This window comes from Nocardioides sp. Z13_37 (genome assembly GCF_058355585.1).
The window spans coordinates 170717-186728 of record NZ_JBZGDV010000005.1 but is presented as its reverse complement, the minus strand read 5'-3'; the positions used below and the strand labels follow the sequence as shown (position 1 = coordinate 186728).

The following is a 16012-nucleotide window of genomic DNA, read 5'->3' as shown; positions in this document are numbered from 1 at the left end:
AATCGTCAAGGCTTAACCGTGGTCTCGCCCAAAGTGCAGACGCCCGCCCGGCCCAGTCCTAGCCTGAGGTGCATGGATCCCGTGGACCTGGTCGTGCCGCGTCAGAGGGCGTTGAAACACGTCCAGGTCCGTGAGCACGTGCGTGGCCTGATCGAGGCCCAGCCCCCGGGATCGGCCGCACCGTCCGAGCGCGAGCTCGTGGCCCGCTTCGGCGTCGCGCGGATGACCGTGCGCCAGGCGCTCGACGCGCTGGTCGCCGAGGGCCTGCTCGAGCGCATCCCCGGCCGCGGCACCTTCGTCGCCCAACCGCCCAAGACCGCCGGCCGGCTCACCTCCTTCACCGAGGAGATCCGCCGCCGCGGGATGCTGCCGGAGTCGCAGACGCTCCTCGCCCGCGTGGAGCAGGCGGGGCCGGGCGTGGCCCGCGCCCTCGACATTTCACCCGGCGACCCCGTGCTCCACTGGCGCCGCCTGCGGCGCGCCGACCAGGCCATCGTCTGCGTCGAGGACGCCTACCTCAACGAGGTGCTGCTCCCCGGCTTCCTCCAGCACGGCACGCCCACCAGCCTCTACGAGGCGCTCGCCGCCCGCGGCCTGCGCCCGACCGAGGTCGAGGACTCGATCAGCGCCGACAGCGCCAGCGCCGAGGAGGCGACGATCCTCGAGATCGCCGAGGGCGACCCCGTGCTGCGCCACGCCCGCCGCGCGGTCTCCGACGGCCGCATCGTGGAGGTCTCGCGCACCTGCTACCGCCACGACCGCTTCACGGTCTACCTCCAGCTCACCGACCGCTGAGCCCGGCGAGCTCCCGCTCCAGGTTCGCCCGGGCGGCGTCCTCCCACAGCTCGCGCGCCTGCGGCGTGGCGAAGAGGTGCGCTCGCTCCACGAGGTCGCGCAGCACCGCTGCCCGGCCGGCCCGGAAGTCGTCGTCGCCGACGTGCGCGAAGTCGGCGCGCACGCCCGCCGCGTAGGAGTCGTAGCGGGGCCGCGGCGCGGCCAGGATGGCCAGGTCGGCGTCGCTGAGCGCTGCGCCGGCACCGTCGCCGGCCTCGGGGTCGTGGCGCGCGGTCAGCCGCACCAACCGGGCCACCTCGCCGGCGTAGGCGTGCGGCAGGGCGTGCTCGGCCCACGCGGCGGAGCGCTCCTCGTCGTCGTCGGCACCGTCGTAGACCGCGTCGTGGAACCACGCGGCGAGCCGTGTCGTGGTGGGGTCGAAGGCGGCACCCGCGGCGGCGAGTCGGTCGAGCCGGTCGAGCACCTCCTCGAGGTGCAGCAGGTCGTGGTAGCCCGGGCGGTCCCAGGCCGCGAGGAGCGCGTCGCGCAGCGCCTCGTGGTCGGCCAGGGGCCAGCGCGCCGCGAGGCTCACCGCGCGGTCGCCGCCTGCAGCTCGCGGGCCTCGGCGTGGCCCGAGGCCATCGCCCACCGGATGGTGCGGGTGGCCGCGGCGCCCAGCACCCGGTTGGTGACTGGCGGCACCGGCGGGAGGCGCAGCTCCCGGCGGGCGTCGGCGGGCAGCAGCCCGATCGCGGCCGTGGCCAGCGACAGGTAGCCGGGCCGCGCGGCCAGGGGCAGGTCGGGGTGCAGCAGCAGGAAGCGGATCGCCTCCCGGGCGGCCGGGGTGCCGCGGAGCTCGGGAGCGTAGGCCGCCAGCGTGGCGCGCAGGTCGTCCTCCGACCGCGGGGCGTCGACGACGCCGAGGTGCTCCGCCGCGACGGCGGCCTGGGCGACGTACTCGTCGCGCTCGGGGCCGACGAGAGGGCGGTGGCCGTAGCGGTCGTGCGCGACGAGGAAGCTGTCGATCTCCGCGGCGTGCACCCAGCCGAGCAGGTGCGGGTCGGAGGCGGCGTACGGCGTGCCGTCGGGCAGGGTGCCGGTCACCGACTCGTGCGCGCGCTGGACCGCGCGGATCATCTGCAGGGCGTCCTGCTCCGCCCCGAACGTCGTCATCGCGATGTAGGTCGACACCTGCGCGAGCCGGCCCCACATGTCGCCCCGGTAGCCCGAGTGGTCGGCCACGCCCTGCATGGCGGCGGGGTGCAGCGACTGCAGCATGACCGCGCGGATGCCGCCGACGAACATCGACGCGTCGCCGTGGACGCGGCCGATGGGGGAGCCGGGCTCGAACCAGCGCGGTCCGGGCGTGCCGTGCACGCGCTGCCGGTTGCGCGGGCCGTCGGGGCCGGCCACCTTGCGGAAGAGCTCGGCGCCGAGGCGGTCACGAAGGGTCACGCTGCCGAATCTAGCCACGGCCCCGAAAGCCGGTGCGTCAGGCGTCGGCCGGGAGGTCGCCGGCGTCGACGATCCGGTAGGCGTAGCCCTGCTCGGCGAGGAACCGCTGCCGGTTCTGCGCGAAGTCGGCGTCCACGGTGTCGCGGGACACGATCGTGTAGAAGTGGGCGCTGCGTCCCTCGGTCTTGGGCCGCAGCAGCCGGCCCAGGCGCTGGGCCTCCTCCTGCCGCGAGCCGAACGACCCGCTCACCTGGATCGCCACCTCGGCCGAGGGCAGGTCGATCGAGAAGTTGGCGACCTTGCTCACCACGAGCAGCCCGATCTCACCCGAGCGGAACGCGTTGAAGAGCCGCTGGCGCTCCTTGACCGGCGTCTCGCCCTTGATCACGGGGGCGTCGAGCATCTCGGCGAGCTCGTCGAGCTGGTCGATGTACTGCCCGATCACCAGGGTCGGCTGGCCGGCGTGCTGGCGCACCAGGCGGCGTACGACGTCGATCTTCGCGTGGGTGCACGAGGCGAGGCGGTAGCGGGTGTCGGGGTCGCTGGTCGCGTAGGCCAGCCGCTCGCCGTCGGGCAGGCTGACGCGCACCTCGACGCAGTCGGCCGGCGCGATCCAGCCCTGCGCCTCGATGTCCTTCCACGGGGCGTCGTAGCGCTTGGGCCCGATCAGCGAGAAGACCTCGCCCTCGCGGCCGTCCTCGCGCACCAGCGTGGCGGTGAGGCCGAGGCGGCGGCGCGCCTGCAGGTCGGCCGTCATCCGGAAGATCGGCGCCGGCAGCAGGTGCACCTCGTCGTAGACGATGAGGCCCCAGTCGCGGGCGTCGAGCAGCTCGAGGTGCGGGTAGACGCCCTTGCGCCTGGTCGTCATCACCTGGTAGGTCGCGATGGTGACCGGGCGGACCTCCTTCACCGAGCCGGAGTACTCGCCGATCTCGTCGGCGGTGAGCGACGTGCGCGCGACGAGCTCGTCCTTCCACTGCCGTGCGCTCACGGTGTTGGTGACGAGGATGAGCGTGGTCGCCCCCGCGTGCGCCATCGCGGCGGCGCCGACGATCGTCTTGCCCGCGCCGCAGGGCAGCACGACGACGCCGGAGCCGCCGTCCCAGAACGACTCGGCCGCCTCGCGCTGGTAGGGCCGCAGGGCCCAGCCGTCCTCGGCGAGGTCGATGTCGTGCGCCTCGCCGTCGACGTAGCCGGCGAAGTCCTCGGCCGGCCAGCCGAGCTTGAGCAGCGCCTGCTTGAGGTTGCCCCGCTCGCTGGGGTGGACCGCGACGCTGTCGTCGTCGATCCGCGAGCCGATCATCCCGGCGACCTTCTTCGCGCGCAGCACCTCCTCGAGCACGGGCCGGTCGGTGGACGACAGGACCAGGCCGTGGACGGGGTGCTTCTCCAGGCGGAGCCGTCCGTAGCGGCCCATCGTCTCGGCGACGTCGACGAGCAGCGCGTGCGGCACGGCGTAGCGCGACCACGTCAGCAGCGCGTCGACGACCTGCTCGGCGTCGTGACCGGCGGCGCGCGCGTTCCAGAGCCCGAGCGGGGTGAGGCGGTAGGTGTGGATGTGCTCGGGGGAGCGCTCGAGCTCGGCGAAGGGCGCGATCGCCTTGCGGGCCTCGGCGGCCGACGGGTGGTCGACCTCGAGCAGCAGCGTCTTGTCGGACTGGACGATGAGGGGGCCGTCGTTCATCGGCGGACTCGCGACCGGCTCATCCGGCGGCGGCCTTCTGGCGGGCCCGGAACGCCGCGACGTTGGCCCGCGAGGAGCACCGGTCCGAGCAGTAGCGGCGCGACTGGTTGGGGGAGGTGTCGACGTAGACGTGGTCGCAGCGCGGCTCCGAGCAGGTGCCCAGCCGGGTGGCGCCGAGGTCGCAGACCAGGGTGGCCAGGCCCATCAGCGCCTCGCCGATGAGCAGCTCGGCGACCGACGCGGCACGGTTGGCGACGTGCATGTGGAGGTTGCCGGGGTCGTGGTCGGAGATCATCGGCGTGATCGGGTGCTGGGCGAGCAGGGCGTTGAGCGAGCTCACCACCAGCTTGACGTCGTCGGCGTCGGAGGCCTCGAAGACCGGGCGCAGCTCGGCCTGGAACGCCTGCACGGACTCCACGTCGCCGGGGACCAGTGAGCGGTGCAGCCACGAGCGGTCGGCGAGGTGCTCGCGGAGCCCCTCCTCGTCGGGCAGCTCGGCGTTGACGAGCGCGGCAGCACGCTCGGCGTACCGGATGAAGTCCATGGCTCCAGTCTACGGACGCGATCACGCGGTGCGGACGCGTGTGATGCGGTGCACGGCGAACTCCCGCACGTCGTCGGCGCGGTGGTCGTAGGCCGAGAGCCGGCCGCCGTCGAGGCGACGCGGGTCGACGACCCGCTCGCCGGTGGCGCCGTGGTTGTCGACGTAGCCGATGACGACCGTGCTGCCCGCCTCGATCGCCTCGCGGAGCGCCGCCAGCGCGCCCGACGGCGTCGTGGTCGCCTCGGCGCTGCGCGGCCGGGACGACTCGGCCCGGTCACCGGCACGGATGGCTGTCGCGACGGCCTGGACCTGCGCGGCCCGCCGCGCCTCGACCGCACCGGCGGGCCGGCGCCCGCGGCGCGGACGGGCGCGCTGCAGGTCGGGACGGCTCACCCGCACGGTGCCGTCGGCGGCCTCGACGACGGGCGCGGCACCGAGCTCGCGCAGCCGCGGCAGGAGGACGTCGAGGGGGGAGGTGGCGATCGCGACCGTCGGTGCGAGCAGGCGCAGGCCCAGGCTCCGCCCGCGCGGGTCGTGCACGAGCGCGGCCAGCGCCGCCTCGTCGTCGGCGCGCAGGAACGCCTCCGCGTGGCCGACCCGGATGCTGCCGAAGGTGCGCGCGACGTCCTCGACCAGGAACTCCAGGGGCTGCGGCACGGGCGTCTGCGACACCGAGGTCAGGAAGTCGCGCACCTCCCCGCTGGACCACCCGGCGTCGAAGCCGCGCCGCAGCGAGCCCGAGCTGAAGCGGTAGACCGTCGCGCCCCCGCGCGACTCGACGTCGGCGAGCAGGTGCAGCCGGCGCGCCACCTCGGTCTCGAGGGGGCCGGGCGCGACCGCCGTGAGGTCGGCCTGCAGCAGCACGTGGTCGACGGGCTGGGGCAGGTGGGCGTCGATCGCCGCGGCGGCCGCGGGCAGGTCGCCGGCCGCCACGTGCCGGCCGCTGGGCGGCAGGCCGCCCGCGCCGCTGACCCCGAGGGCGGCTGCCTCGGCCAGCGCGGCGGCGACCAGGTCGGAGAAGATCGTGGGCCGGCGCGGGCGCAGCCAGCCGATCCGCTGCACGAGCGAGGCGACGCCGGTGCCGACCGCGAGCACCTCGCCCTCGGGCACCTCGGCCAGCACCTGCAGGGCGAGCCGGCGGGCCTCCTCGGCGAGCCCGCTGGAGAGCTCGGGCGCCAGGGCGTTCCAGGCCTTGCCGGCCGCGTCGCGCGAGCCCACCAGCGACGGCATCCGGGTGCTCGCCAGCCAGCCGCCGACCAGCCGGGCCCACCGCTCCGAGATCGGCAGGCCGGACCAGACGTCGAACTCCTCGGTCGGCAGCCAGGCGGGCGTGCCCTCCCGGTCGGCCGCCTCGGCGACCAGGCCGGCCGCGAGCGCGACCTCGACGATCAGCGCGGCCCCGGCCTCGTCGACGTGCAGCTCTCGCGCCACCGACTTGAGGTCGCGGACCGCCAGCCCTCCGCTGCGCAGGACGTTCGGGGGCTCCACGCCCCAGTGGTCGAGCAGCAGCTCGACGCGGCGTACGACGTCGAACGCCGCACCGGCCGCGGTGCGCGCCACCAGGACGGGGTCGCGGGGCGAGGTGGCGAGCACCGGCACGTCGTCCACCGGCTCGCGGGTGGTCCGGCCCCCGCGCAGGGCCAGGCCGACCTCGCCCGGCAGCACGACCGCGTCGCCCTCGCGGGGCACGAGCAGGCGACGGCTGAGGAGCTCCTCGGCCGGGGAGCGGGCGTCGGCGGGGGACACGGTGCGGCGGGCCGAGCCGGTCGTGCCCTCGCCGCCGTGCTCGTCGACGTGGCGCAGCAGCGCCGCCGCGGCCGGCGACAGCTCGGCGATCCGGGCGGCCACCTCGGCGGGGCTCGCCGGGTCGGGGCTCGAGGGTCGCAGGCCGCTGACCAGGCCGGGCATCCCGCGCATCGCGTCGGCCACGCCGGTGAGGGCGCGCACCCCGCCCGGGCCCTCCCAGGCCAGCGCCAGGTCGAGCAGTCGCCGCAGCGCCGCCGCGGTGCGCGCCTCGTCGGCGTTGACGATCGAGATCACCTGCGCCGAAGTGGTTTGACCTGCAACCAGAAGGGCATCAAGGACGGAGAGCTCGAGGCGGTCCAGGCCGTCGAGGGCGCGGTGGATCGACGAACGAGTGGCAGCGCGCGAGGCCAGCTGCGAGGAATCCTGAGGGGCGGGTGTGGCGAGATCCGGACGGGCCGAGAGCAGCGCCACGAGCCGCTCGTCGGGCCAGCTGCGCAGCTGCTCGGCGAGGGTGCGTGCGGGTGTCGCCCGCGGTGAGCTGGACATCCCTCTTACGCTACTCGCCGGGTCGGCACCGCGGCCCCACATCTCGACACGGGGCGAAGAGGGCCGACATGCTTGACGTTGATCTGCACCACGGCGCGTCGACGGACGTCGGGCTGGTGCGCAAGGTCAACGAGGACTCCTACCTCGTCGCGCCGCCCGTCTTCGTCGTCGCCGACGGCATGGGCGGGCACTCCGGCGGCGACGTCGCGAGCCAGATCGTGGTCGAGGAGTTCCAGCGCCTCGCCGAGGCCTACGACCCGCGCCGCGGGGCCGAGCTCGTCTCCGCGGCCTTCGCGCGGGCCCAGTCGCGGATCGTCGACTACGGCGACGCCCACCGCGCGCTCCACCCCGGCTGGCACGCCGGCACCACCGCCGTCGTGGCCGTGCTCGTCGTCGACGACGGGGTGACGAAGTGGCTCCTGGCCAACCTCGGCGACTCCCGGATCTACCGCACCGTCGACGGCCGCCTCGAGCAGGTCAGCGTCGACCACTCGGTCGTGCAGGAGCTCATCGACGCCGGGCACATCACCGCCGAGCAGGCATCGGTCCACCCCGAGCGGCACGTCATCACCCGGGCGCTGGGCAGCCCGGAGGGCATCCGGCCCGACTTCTTCCTCCTGCCCCTCGGCTCGGTCGAGCGCCTCCTGCTGTGCAGCGACGGGGTCACCGGGATGATCGAGGACAAGGAGATCGAGGGGATCCTCGACTCGGTCGACGACCCGCGCGACGCCGCCGACACGCTGGTGCGGGCAGCCGTGGCGGCCGGGGGTCGCGACAACGCCACGGCGGTCGTCGTCGATGTGGTGGGATTGGTCAAGGACGCGACCTACGACTCCCAGCGCCAGCTGCAGAGTCTCGAATCCAAGCTGGGGGGACGACAGTGAGCACTGAGGCCAGGTTCGCGCCGGGAGACTGGTACGCCGTGGTGGGAGACCGGGTGACCGTGCTGCTGCCGGGCAGCCAGCGCGGCCGCGTGGCCGGGCTCTGGGACCTCGCCGACTCCGGGGCAGGCGCCGACGCGCTGCTCGACGAGCTGCTCGCGGGCGGCCTGTCCTCGCTCGACCACTTCGCCCTCGTCGCGCACAGTGACGACGCGACGCGCCTCATCGTGCGCGGCGCCCCCACCGCGACGGTCGCCTCCACCGGCGAGGACGAGATGGTCACGGCCGCAGCCGGAGCCACGTGGGCCGAGCGGGTGCTCCCCGGGGTCACCAGCGTGCGGGTGACCCTCACCGGGGAGGGCACCGCCGACCTCCCCCTCACCGCCGGCCTGGCCCGCGTCTCGGTGGTCGAGTTCGGTGCGCCGTCGGCCGCCGGGGAGCCGCTCGCCGAGGCCGAGCCGTTCGCCGCCGCGGCCCAGCAGCCCGCCGTCCCGGAGCCCGCCGTTACGGAGCCCGACGTCCAGCAGCCCGCGCCCCTCCCCCCGGAGCTCCCCGCGCAGCCCGATCCTCCCGTCGAGCCCGTCTCTCCCGCCGAGCCCGTCGCCGAGCCCGCCGCTCCCGCCGGCGACCTCCTCGCGTCCCCCGCCGTCGCCTCCGTGGCGCCGATGGAGTTCGGCGCCCCTGGCGACGACCCCACGCCCACCGGCGAGACCCCGGTGGTGGCCGACGACTGGTCCGACCGCGACGGCCAGACGCAGGCCGGCGACCGGGTCCCCGACTTCGACCGACCGCCCGTCCCGGGGCAGGAGATCGCCCCCGACGTGGTCCCGCAGCCCGTGGCCTCGCTGGTCTTCTCCACCGGCGACGTCGTGGCGGTCGACCGCACCGTGCTGGTGGGCCGTGCCCCCGAGGCGCGGCGCTTCGCCTCCCACGAGCAGCCGCACGTCGTGACCGTGCCGAGCCCGCAGCAGGAGATCTCCTCGACCCACCTCGAGATCCGGCCGGGCGCGGGCGCCGACCACGGTGCCGCGATCGCGACCGACCTGGGCTCCACCAACGGCACCGTCCTCGCCCAGCCCGGTCTCGACCCCGAGGACCTCAAGCCCGGCATCGCCGTCAGCCTGATCCCCGGCGCCGTCCTCGACCTCGGCGACGGGGTCACCATCCAGGTGACCAACCCCTGAGCAGCGCCCCGTGACCCAGCACCCGCACGCCCTGACCTACCCCGTCGCCGAGCTCGACCGGCGCTTCGTCGCGTTCGCGATCGACCGCCTCCTCGCCTGGGGCCTGATCGCCGCCGTCGGCGTCGGGACCGTGTTGTTCGTCTCCGACGACCCCTGGACGGTGGTGGCCGCGGTCGCCGGCGCGACCGTGCTGCTCTGGCTGGTGCAGGCGGTGGTGCTCGGCATCAGCGGGACCTCGCCCGGCAAGGCGCTCACCGGGCTCCGGGTGGTGCACCACGGCACCGGCACCCCGATCGGCGTCGGACCGGCGTTGCTCCGCCAGCTCGTGCTGGGCGTGGCCGGGCTCCCGACGTTCGGCATCGGCGTGGCCACCCTCGCCTGGACGGCCGTGGAGGACCGCGGCCGGCAGCGCCGCGGCTGGCACGACCACCTGGCGCACACCGTGGTGGTCGACGTACGACCGGCCGTCGAGGTCGCCGACGCGTCGGTCGAGGAGGCCCCGCGCCACATCGTCAACCTCACCGCCATGCGTCTGGTGCCGGCCCCGCCGGTCGAGCCGGTGCGGACCCCCGAGCGCCCCGAGCACTCCACGCGCCGCCATGCGCTCCCGGTCGACCCGACCCGGCCGGCCCCCGCTCCCGCGCACCGGTCCCAGCCGCCATCCCAGCCGCAGTCCCAGCCGCAGCCGCGCCAGCAGCCCCAGCCGGTGCCGCAGCCCCAGCCGCGCCAGCAGCCGCAGCCGGTGCAGCAGGCGCGGTCCGCCCCGCCCCCGCAGTGGGCCCCGCCCCCGGTCCGGCAGCCGGTCCCGGTGCCGGCCCAGCCGCCCGCCGCCGCGGCGATGCCGCCGGCCCCGGCGCGCTGGCGGGTGCACTTCGACAACGGCGAGAGCTTCGTGATCGCCGGGCTCGCGCTGGTCGGACGCCGTCCCGAGCCGCGCGCGGGCGAGCAGGTGGCCCACCTGGTCCCGCTGTCCTCGGCCGACATGTCGGTCTCCAAGACGCACGCCCAGTTCGGCCCGGCCTCCGACGGCACGCTCGTCGTCATGGACCGCGGCTCCACCAACGGCACCGTGCTCGTGCGCCAGGGCGTCGCGCGCCAGCTCGCCCCGGGCAAGCCCGCCGCGCTCGTCGACGGCGACAAGGTCGTCTACGGCGACCGCGAGATGGTCGTCTCCCGGGAGGGCTGAGCGGGTCCCCGTCGTCCGCGCAGTGGGCGGTGGGTCAGCGGGTGAGGGCGACCGGCACGCGGGTCACGCCGCCGCGGGCACCGCGCCACACGAGCATGCCGTCGTCGAGCTGGCCCGGGGCGGTGGGCCCGGTGACGGTGACGGTGAAGTCGGCCGACTCCCCGGGCGCGAGGCGTACGGCGAGGGGCTGCACCCGCACGCGGTGGGAGGAGAAGCCGCGGGCGATCACCGAGAAGTACTCCGGGCGGGTGCCGATGTTGGTCACCGTGCGCACCGCGCGCTGGCGACGCGCCGGCATCAGCACCGAGCTGGTGTTGAGCCGCGAGAGGGTCTGGCGGCGCAGCGCGCGACGCCACTGCTCCGGTGCCACGTCGAGGGCGAGGTGGGCGGTGGGCGCCTGGCTGGGAAGCGCGCCGGTGCCCTGCGCGAGGGGGGAGGCGCCCGGGACGGGACGGGCCGACGTCACCAGCAGCGACCGGACGACCGCCGCGGACCGCTCGGGGTGCCGGGCCCGCACCAGCGCCGCGAGGCCGGCCGCGTGCGCGGTGGCGGCGGAGCTGCCGCTGAAGACGCCCCAGCTGCGGCCGGTGGACTCCGGCAGCGCGCCGAGCACGGCGTCGCCGTCGGCGACGGCGTCGGGCTTGAGCGCGACGCCGCGCGGGTCTCCCGAGGCGCTCCACCGGGCCGTGCGCCGCGTGCCGGGCCGTCCGGCGTCGCGCGACATGGTCACCCGGGCCTCGGGGTGGCGGGCCACCCACCGGCTGAACGAGCGCCCCGCCCGCGCGGGCAGGTGGACGGTCGGCACGGCGTGGAGGTCGGCCGTGATCGCGCCGGGACGCCGGTTGACCAGCACCATCGCACGGCCGCCTGCCTGCGCGACCGACTCGGACTTGTCGATGCGGCCGATCGCGCCACGCTCGCAGATCACGATCCGGTCGGCCACGAGGCGGGAGTCGAGAGCCCCGAGGCGGCACTGGGCGGCCTCCCGGCGCGAGACGCCAGGAGCCGCCGCGCGCCGCGCGGGCACGGCGCGACCGCGCACCTGCGAGGGCCGGCCGCCGCCGGTCCACGAGCGGCCGTCGGGCAGCGTGACCCGGCCGCGCGACATTCGGCCCACGGCGGAGCCGACCGTCGTGACCCACGGCGCGGCGTGGGCGGCGTAGGCCGCGCCGCCGGTGTTGCCGGAGGCGCCGACGACGACGATGTCGGCCTCGGCCGCGCCCAGCAGCGCGAGCTGCAGGGTGTCGATGCGCTCCCCGCCGGAGAGGGCGAGGCTGAGCACGTCGACCCCGTCGGCCACCGCGGCGTCGACCGCGGAGACCACGTCGGCGGTGGAGCAGCCGTCGTCGGCCGGGTCGGGCGCGCCCCAGCAGGCCTTGTAGGCGGCGATCCGCGCCTGCGGGGCGACGCCGCCGAAGAAGCCGGCGTCCCGGTCGTCGACCCGGACGCTGACGCCGGCGTTGCCGGCCGCGACGGAGGAGACCTGGGTGCCGTGGCCGAGGGCGTCGAGCGCCGAGAGCGACTCCGAGGAGCGCACCCGGTCGGGGCCGAAGCCGTCGACGTACCACCGCGCCCCGACGATCTTGCGGGTGCAGTCGTCGGCGCTCCAGCCCTCGCCCTCGGCGCACGTGCCGGCGAAGTTCTCCGGGTCGGCGCCGAGCCCGGGGACCTCGGCGAAGGCGGGCGACTGCGGCGCGATGCCGGAGTCGACGACACCGACCACGATGCCGGCGCCGCCGCGCAGGCGTGGGCTGGCGGCAGCGGCGCGGACGGCGGCCAGCGACGTCTGCCCCGCCATCGGCCGGATCGTGTCGGGCTCGGCCGACGCCACCGCGGGCTGGGCCTCGAGCGCGAGCAGCTGCTGCTCGGTCAGCCGCACGGCGAAGCCGTTGAGGGCCGTGGTCCAGCGGTAGACCGGCGCGCCCGCCCCGACGGCCGCGAGGACGGCGTCCTGCTCGGCCAGGAGGTCCGGCGCCTCGGCACGGCCGGCGGACGTGCCGGCGCCCGCGAGGGTGACGAGCGTGAGCTCGCCGGTGTCGGAGGCGGGGGAGTCGTCGGCGAGGGCGGTGCCGTGGGCGGCGAGCCCGGCGCCGAGTGCGAGCACGGCGCAGCCGATCAGCCGTCCTGCCCGTCGTGCCCGCACGTGTCCTCCCGCTCGCAGATGTGACCCCAGCCGCCCCCAGCGCGGTGAGACCCCCGAGCGTCCCATGGTTCCAGCAGACATGTCACCAGATCACAGGACCCCCGACAACCTGCTGGGCGCGACTCGTGGCCGCCCCCTATCCTGTGCCCGGCTGCGTGGTTCCACGTGGCTCCGGACGCAGAGCTGAGTGGGGTGGACCGTGCCGACTGGCAAGGTGAAGTGGTACGACGCGGAGAAGGGCTTCGGCTTCCTGTCGCAGGAGAGCGGCCCGGACGTCTACGTCCACGCCGACGCGCTGCCCGAGGGCACCACCTCCCTCAAGGCGGGCACCAAGGTCGAGTTCGGCATCGCCCAGGGCCGGCGCGGCGACCAGGCCCTCCAGGTGCGGGTGCTCGACGCACCGGCCTCGGTCGCGCGCAACCAGCGCAACGCCCAGCGCAAGCGGCCCGAGGACATGGTCACCATCGTCGAGGACCTCATCAAGATGCTCGAGGGCGTCGAGGAGACCTACCGCCGCGGCCGCCACCCCGAGCGCGCGGCCGCGCGGGGCACGGCGAAGGTGCTCCGCGCCCTCGCCGACGAGCTCGACGCCTGAGCTGACGCCTGACGTCGTTCAGGCGCGGGCCGGATCGGTGCGCCCGGGTCGGCTGAGCAGCACGAACGTCGCCCACGCCCCGAGCACGCCGGCGGCGATGCCGAGGCCGAGCTGGGGCATCAGCGGCATCGCGATGCCCACGAAGCCGCCGATCACCCACGCCAGCTGCAGGGTGGTGTCGGAGCGCGCGAACGCGCTCGCCTGGATGCGGCTGGGGATGTCGCGCTGGATGGTCGAGTCGAGCGACAGCTTGGCCAGCGCCTGGGCGAGCCCCGCGGTGAGCCCGAGCAGCACCAGCGTCACCACCCCGTAGAACACCGCGGCCAGCGTGGCCACCACGGCGTCGGCCAGCAGGGCGAGCACCACGGTCATCGCCGGGTTGAGCCGGCGCAGCACCGACCCGATCGTGATGCCGAGCGTGTTGCCGAGCCCGGCCGCGCCGATCACCAGGCCGAGCAGGATCTCCGGTCTCCACTCGCCGATCGGGTTGTCGCGCAGCAGGAACGCCATGAACATCGTGAGGAACCCCGAGAGCCACCGGGGCCCGCAGTTGGCCCGCAGCGCGAACGCCACGGCGGCCGGGATGCGGGTGCGCGGCCGGCGCCCGGTCCGGTCGTCGTCGGCGGAGCCGGTGAGCACCATCTCGCCCTCGCCGTGGCTGGCGTCGACCTTCTGGGGCAGCCGGATCGCCCAGATCGTGGCGAGGACGAAGATCACGAAGCCGTAGCGCAGCGACCACTCCGGGCCGAACGTGGAGGCCAGGATCGCGAGCGGCGCGGACAGGCCGGCGCCGACGACGCCCGCGAGGGAGACGCGGGCGTTGGCCTTGACCAGCGTCAGGTCGGGGGGCAGCAGCCGCGGCACGGCGGCCGCCCGGGTCACGCCGTAGGCCTTGGAGGCGACGAGGCAGCCGAGCGCGGCCGGGAACAGCCACGCCGACTCGGTGACGACCGCGGTCGCGAGCACCCAGCAGAGGAAGCCGCGGGTGGCCATCGTCGCGCCGACGGCCCACCGGCGGCCGTGGCTGAAGCGGTCGAGGAACGGGCCGATCAGCGGCGCGACGATGGCGAACGGCAGCATCGTCAGGCCGAGGAACAGCGCGACCTGGCCGCGTGCCTCACCGGTGGGCACTTGGAAGAACAGGGTGCCGGCGAGCGAGATCGCCACGGCCGCGTCGCCGGCGGCGTTGAACGCGTGCAGCTCGATGAGGCGTGAGAGTCCCGAGTCCCCGGCACCCTCCGCGCGGGCGGCGCGCCGCGCCTGGGCGACCGCGAAGTGGCCCGCGCTGCCCGCGCCGCGCCCGGCGGCCCGCACGCCCCGGGCGGCGCCGGAGAGCGAGCGGCGCACGGCTCCGTGACGAGGTGTGCCGGGGGCGTCCGCGGCCCGCGGTCCTGCGGCGGGATCGGGGCGCTCGGACGTCACGGGGACCATCTTGGACTACCCGGCCGACGCCCGTGACCGACATCCCGGTCCTGTCCCAGCGGTCGTCCCGACGGGACAGGACCACCGGTCGTTTGCGATGATGCACACGTGATCGCTCTCCCCACCCGCGCCGGCAAGGCCGACTCGGTCCTCGCCAAGGCCGTCGAGCTCGCCCGCACCGTCGTCCTCGAGGTCGCCGACCCGACCGACGTGGGCGACCACCTCGGTGCGCGCGCCGAGGGGGAGCGCGTGGTCACCCACCACTTCGCCTGCCTGCGCGCCGGCTACCCCGGCTGGTACTGGTCGGTCACCCTGACCCGCGCCAAGCGCGGCAAGGACATCACCGTCAACGAGGTCGTCCTGCTCCCCGGCGACGACGCGATCGTGGCGCCGCCGTGGGTGCCCTACAAGGAGCGCCTCCAGCCCGGCGACCTGTCCCCGGGCGACCTGCTGCCCGTCGAGGACGAGGACGTCCGGCTGGTCCCCACCTACCTCGTGGGCGACGACCCGCTCGACTCCGACGACCGCGCGCAGGTGCGCCGGGTGGCCGAGGACCTCGGCCTCGGGCGCGTGCGCACGCTGAGCCGCGAGGGCATCGACATGGCCGCCGAGCGGTGGTACGCCGGCCCCGGCGGCCCCGACTCGCCGCTGGCGAAGGGCGCCCCGGAGACCTGCTGGTCGTGCGGCTTCCTGGTGCGGCTCAGCGGCTCGCTGGCCGACCGGTTCGGCGTGTGCGCCAACGGCAACGCCAACGACGACGGCCGGGTCGTCACCTTCGACCACGGCTGCGGCGCCCACTCCGAGGTCAAGCTCGCGCGCAAGCAGCAGCCGATCCCGATGCCCGACCACGTCTTCGACACGCTGGTCGACGACGACCTCGAGCCGATCTGACCGGACCGGCTCAGGCCCGGGCCAGCACCCACACGGCGTAGTCGTCGACCGGCTCGTGCAGCTGATAGCTGCCGAAGCGGTGCACCACCCGCAGTCCCGCCGACTCCGCGTCCGCCACGAACTCCTCGGCGGGGTAGGTGCGGCTCCCGGCCTTGACGGCCGTGAGGTGGAAGCCCACGAGCGCCCGCCCGGTGGGGGAGAGCAGGTCGCGCACCCGGGCCAGCACGGACCGCTCGGTGCCCTCGCCGAGGAAGATCATCACGTTGCCGACGAGCACGGCGAGGTCGAAGGTGCCGAGCTCGGCCGGGTCGAGCGCCAGCGCCTCGTGGGGCAGCACCTCGAGGTCGGCGTACGTCGCCTGCGACTGGGCGCGCAGCGCCGGGTCGGGCTCCGTCGCGACGACGTCGTGCCCGCACGAGCGCAGCGCGGCGGCCACCCGGCCCATGCCCGAGCCGATGTCGATGATGCGGGCCCCGCGGGGCACCAGGGCGTCGGCGAGCCGTGCCTCGCCAGACATGTCGACGCCCTGCTCGACGAGGTCGGCGAAGTGGCGGCCGTAGCCGCGGTTGGCCTCCCCGGCCAGCTCCCAGCGCGTCGGGGGCAGGGTCATGCCCCGTCCTGCCTGGAGGCGCGCTCCTTGCGCCGGCGCCGGCAGTACTCCAGCCCGCACAGGCCCAGGCCGAACCCGGCCAGACAGGTCCACAGCCACCAGGTGCGCCCGCTGTCCTCGAGGGCGCCCCAGAAGGGCAGCAGGCCCAGGAAGCCGAGCAGCCACAGCACGGTGCCGACCTCGGTGGTGCGCACGCCGTCGACGTCGAGCGGCTCGACCGGCGCCACGATGTAGGTCCGCCGGCCGATCTCGTGCCGCATCGGCTGCTCGTCACCCAGGTCCACGCCTCAACGCTACACGCGCGCGGACGCTCACCCCGAGGGCGGCGCAGACGTGCCACACTGCGGTTCC

The 16012-nt window shown here is 75.5% G+C and carries 15 protein-coding genes; 6 read left to right on the top strand and 9 right to left on the bottom strand.

Annotation, left to right across the window (positions count from 1 at the left end; all coding sequences use genetic code 11):
• The first annotated feature begins 72 nt into the window (after window positions 1-72).
• Complete coding sequence (locus AC4H2S_RS13765) at window positions 73-795, top strand: GntR family transcriptional regulator (protein WP_491497544.1); 723 nt, start codon at window positions 73-75, stop codon at window positions 793-795.
• On the opposite strand, the gene AC4H2S_RS13760 is transcribed toward AC4H2S_RS13765, so the two are convergent.
• Genes AC4H2S_RS13760 through AC4H2S_RS13740 form a run of 5 tightly spaced genes read right to left on the bottom strand, consistent with a single transcriptional unit; the run spans window position 782 to window position 6749 of the window.
• Window positions 782-1366, bottom strand: coding sequence for an HD domain-containing protein (locus AC4H2S_RS13760; protein ID WP_491497543.1), 585 nt, complete (start codon window positions 1364-1366; stop codon window positions 782-784). The two genes, AC4H2S_RS13765 and AC4H2S_RS13760, sit on opposite strands and share 14 nt — an antisense overlap.
• Window positions 1363-2229 carry an oxygenase MpaB family protein gene (locus AC4H2S_RS13755; protein WP_491497542.1) on the bottom strand — a complete coding sequence of 289 codons (867 nt, stop codon included), beginning with the start codon at window positions 2227-2229 and terminating at the stop codon, window positions 1363-1365. Before AC4H2S_RS13755 ends, AC4H2S_RS13760 begins: the two co-directional genes overlap by 4 nt.
• Window positions 2230-2266: 37 nt before the next feature.
• Window positions 2267-3913 (bottom strand): DNA repair helicase XPB, encoded by a 1647-nt coding sequence (locus tag AC4H2S_RS13750; protein ID WP_491497541.1) that lies wholly within the window; start codon window positions 3911-3913, stop codon window positions 2267-2269.
• Window positions 3914-3932: 19 nt separating this feature from the next.
• Complete coding sequence (locus tag AC4H2S_RS13745; RefSeq protein ID WP_491497540.1) at window positions 3933-4457, bottom strand: CGNR zinc finger domain-containing protein; 525 nt, start codon at window positions 4455-4457, stop codon at window positions 3933-3935.
• Between the two features lie 21 nt (window positions 4458-4478).
• Window positions 4479-6749: a helicase-associated domain-containing protein gene (locus AC4H2S_RS13740; protein ID WP_491497539.1), complete on the bottom strand. Its 2271-nt coding sequence runs from the start codon at window positions 6747-6749 to the stop codon at window positions 4479-4481.
• Window positions 6750-6817: 68 nt separating this feature from the next.
• Between AC4H2S_RS13740 and AC4H2S_RS13735 the strand changes: the two genes are divergently transcribed.
• The 3 genes from AC4H2S_RS13735 to AC4H2S_RS13725 are packed head-to-tail and all read left to right on the top strand — an operon-like array spanning window position 6818 to window position 10000.
• Window positions 6818-7633 (top strand): PP2C family protein-serine/threonine phosphatase, encoded by an 816-nt coding sequence (locus AC4H2S_RS13735; protein WP_491497538.1) that lies wholly within the window; start codon window positions 6818-6820, stop codon window positions 7631-7633.
• A complete protein-coding gene (locus AC4H2S_RS13730; RefSeq protein ID WP_491497537.1) occupies window positions 7630-8814 on the top strand; it encodes an FHA domain-containing protein in 1185 nt (394 codons plus the stop codon). Before AC4H2S_RS13735 ends, AC4H2S_RS13730 begins: the two co-directional genes overlap by 4 nt.
• A 10-nt stretch (window positions 8815-8824) precedes the next feature.
• Window positions 8825-10000: an RDD family protein gene (locus AC4H2S_RS13725; protein WP_491497536.1), complete on the top strand. Its 1176-nt coding sequence runs from the start codon at window positions 8825-8827 to the stop codon at window positions 9998-10000.
• Window positions 10001-10034: 34 nt separating this feature from the next.
• Here AC4H2S_RS13725 and AC4H2S_RS13720 read toward each other — a convergent pair whose 3' ends face one another.
• On the bottom strand, window positions 10035-12104 hold the full coding sequence (locus tag AC4H2S_RS13720) for a S8 family serine peptidase (RefSeq protein WP_491497535.1): 2070 nt from the start codon (window positions 12102-12104) through the stop codon (window positions 10035-10037).
• A 238-nt stretch (window positions 12105-12342) separates the two neighbouring features.
• On the opposite strand from AC4H2S_RS13720, the gene AC4H2S_RS13715 reads away from it, so the two are divergent.
• The gene (locus AC4H2S_RS13715; protein ID WP_186342489.1) at window positions 12343-12738 is read left to right on the top strand and encodes a cold-shock protein; all 396 of its coding nucleotides are present in this window, start codon (window positions 12343-12345) and stop codon (window positions 12736-12738) included.
• An 18-nt stretch (window positions 12739-12756) separates the two neighbouring features.
• Here the strand turns inward: AC4H2S_RS13715 and AC4H2S_RS13710 are convergent, their stop codons facing one another.
• A complete protein-coding gene (locus AC4H2S_RS13710) occupies window positions 12757-14160 on the bottom strand; it encodes an MFS transporter (protein ID WP_491497534.1) in 1404 nt (467 codons plus the stop codon).
• A 108-nt stretch (window positions 14161-14268) separates the two neighbouring features.
• Here AC4H2S_RS13710 and AC4H2S_RS13705 point away from each other — a divergent pair, with 108 nt between their 5' ends.
• Window positions 14269-15051 carry a DUF3027 domain-containing protein gene (locus AC4H2S_RS13705; RefSeq protein ID WP_491497533.1) on the top strand — a complete coding sequence of 261 codons (783 nt, stop codon included), beginning with the start codon at window positions 14269-14271 and terminating at the stop codon, window positions 15049-15051.
• A 10-nt stretch (window positions 15052-15061) separates the two neighbouring features.
• On the opposite strand, the gene AC4H2S_RS13700 is transcribed toward AC4H2S_RS13705, so the two are convergent.
• Window positions 15062-15661: a class I SAM-dependent methyltransferase gene (locus tag AC4H2S_RS13700; RefSeq protein WP_491497532.1), complete on the bottom strand. Its 600-nt coding sequence runs from the start codon at window positions 15659-15661 to the stop codon at window positions 15062-15064.
• A complete protein-coding gene (locus AC4H2S_RS13695; RefSeq protein ID WP_491497531.1) occupies window positions 15658-15945 on the bottom strand; it encodes a DUF2530 domain-containing protein in 288 nt (95 codons plus the stop codon). The genes AC4H2S_RS13700 and AC4H2S_RS13695 overlap by 4 nt, the downstream gene beginning before the upstream one ends.
• Window positions 15946-16012: the final 67 nt, after the last annotated feature.

Bases quoted from the DNA above. Each gene is read 5' to 3' on its own strand.
- AC4H2S_RS13750 (WP_491497541.1), bottom strand. From the start codon at position 3,913: ATGAACGACGGCCCCCTCATCGTCCAGTCCGACAAGACGCTGCTGCTC.
- AC4H2S_RS13745 (WP_491497540.1), bottom strand. From the start codon at position 4,457: ATGGACTTCATCCGGTACGCCGAGCGTGCTGCCGCGCTCGTCAACGCC.
- AC4H2S_RS13765 (WP_491497544.1), top strand. From the start codon at position 73: ATGGATCCCGTGGACCTGGTCGTGCCGCGTCAGAGGGCGTTGAAACAC.
- AC4H2S_RS13700 (WP_491497532.1), bottom strand. From the start codon at position 15,661: ATGACCCTGCCCCCGACGCGCTGGGAGCTGGCCGGGGAGGCCAACCGC.
- AC4H2S_RS13735 (WP_491497538.1), top strand. From the start codon at position 6,818: ATGCTTGACGTTGATCTGCACCACGGCGCGTCGACGGACGTCGGGCTG.
- AC4H2S_RS13740 (WP_491497539.1), bottom strand. From the start codon at position 6,749: ATGTCCAGCTCACCGCGGGCGACACCCGCACGCACCCTCGCCGAGCAG.